This is a genomic window from Paenibacillus helianthi, assembly GCF_001909055.1.
In the GTDB taxonomy this organism is placed as follows: Bacteria; Bacillota; Bacilli; order Paenibacillales; family Paenibacillaceae; genus Paenibacillus_AQ; species Paenibacillus_AQ helianthi.
Window position 1 is genome coordinate 1 of sequence record NZ_LVWI01000119.1, and the last position, 1,936, is coordinate 1,936.

Genomic DNA, 1,936 nt, shown 5'->3' on the forward strand with positions numbered 1-1,936 from the left:
ACTAGAGTAAAGGGCTGGGTTTAACCAGCCCCTCCTCATCAAACCGTACGTGAGGTTTTCCCTCATACGGCTTTCCGATGTTCGTCATTCATGGGCATGCGGATTACAATAACGTTTTTAATCCATATTGGTTGGCAATGTGTCTAACTTCATTCAATGACCCCATCCATCTTCTTCGTTGCCTCTTCTTTGCATACCACCGGGTTAATCGCTGCAAAATATACCAATCCAGTTTCGCTAATCTCTTTTGGCTGTAGTTCGTGTAATAGTAATTTCTCCATCCTTGTATCTTCGGATTGAGCCATGCTACCTGTTCCGCGAACGATTTAGAACGCATGCCGGGCGGTGCTAATCTTTCTTTGACCACGCCTCGAATACGTTCCTCTGCCTTCATTGTTAGCCACTGCTGCGTGGTATAGTACACCTTCCCTTGAGACGTTTCTGCTTTTGTTTTCCGGTGGTGCATCCCTAAGAAGTCGAATCCTTCGTCTCCTGTCCATAGGCCGACGATGCGGGTTTTGGTTGGATGTAGGGTGAGCTCCAGACGTTCCATCATTCTGCGTATGAGCTCATACGCATGTTCGGCGTCCTTTTTCGTTTTACAGACCACCACCAGATCGTCTGCATACCTTGTCAACTCTCCCACTCCACTTCCGTGTTTCTCCCACAGCCGGTCAAAGTAGTTCAGATAGATATTCGCCAGAAGCGGGGAAATCACGCCACCTTGCGGTGTACCTACATCGGATCGCCTTACGTTTCCTTCTTCCATAACCCCCGCGTGAAGCCACTTCCGTATTAGTTTCAAGATCCGCCTGTCATTGATACGCATTTGGATCAGTTTCATGAGCTTCTCTTGATTAATATTGTCGAAGTAGCCTTGGATATCGACGTCGACTACCCAATTCCCTTTGCGGTTGCAGGCTTTCCGGATTCGATCTGTCGCTCCTTTCGCACTTCGCTTCGGGCGAAATCCGAAGGATACTTCTTTGAAGTCTGCTTCAAAGATGGGCTCAATCACGAGTTTGGTTGCCATCTGCACCACTCGGTCGCGCACCGTCGGTATGCCCAGCGGCCTCGGCTTTCCGTCTTTCTTCGGGATATAGTGCCGCCGTACAGGCTGCGGGTGGTAGTTACCTTCCTTTAATGCTCGCTCGCAGTCTTTGAGAAATTGCGTTTCGCCTTGTTTCTCAATATCCGCGAGCGTCATGGCATCTACTCCGGCAGCTCCCTTGTTCGCTTTCACCCGTTTCCAGGCTTCACACAGCACATCCCAACGGTAGACTTTGTCATACAGCGCATGGAATTTACGCTTGTTGTTCTCCTTGGCCGCATGACCTAGCTTTTCTTGGAGTTCTTGAACTTTTTCCTTGGGTGTTGTTAGCCGATTGGCATTCACTCACTCGTACCTCCTCCAAAAGCGTAAACAAAGCAGGGCTCCTTCCCTCCCTAAGGTTATATTGTCCTTAGGTTCTTCGGTACTATGAGCCCCTCGGACTCCCTTCCCACTGACGGTTCACTTCATCTTCTGGACTTATAGAGCGTCTTTTTACGGGTTCCTAAAAAAAAAAAAAAATTCGTGTGGGGGAGGGTCTCCCCAGTTCACTGCATTATCTTTCAAACCATGCCGTTCCCTTTACGCCGGAGGGTTCTTCACTGTTGTTCCAAGTTCTATACAGTTTCCTTGGCCTTCGTCTATAGTCGCGAGACTCGGCTCCCTCTTTTCCCCTTCGCAGGGCCTTTTTGACGACGCGGCAGGATTCACTTCATGTTGCGGCCTGGATTGTTGCTCGCCCGATCTCCGACCGGTACTTTTGTCGATGCGCTTTTACACACAGATTTCGCCATGTGCAAGCATCCTAGCTACAAAGGCGGCTTGGTCCCTCCTTGGGTTGGACTTTCACCAACTAGATAATGCGTGCCTCTGGGCACGCCAACA

1 protein-coding gene is annotated in these 1,936 nt (G+C 49.7%); it reads right to left on the bottom strand.

What is annotated here, in order from left to right:
• Window positions 1–103 precede the first annotated feature (103 nt).
• A complete protein-coding gene (ltrA, locus tag A3844_RS31625) occupies window positions 104–1,396 on the bottom strand; it encodes a group II intron reverse transcriptase/maturase (RefSeq protein WP_074109585.1) in 1,293 nt (430 codons plus the stop codon).
• Window positions 1,397–1,936: the final 540 nt, after the last annotated feature.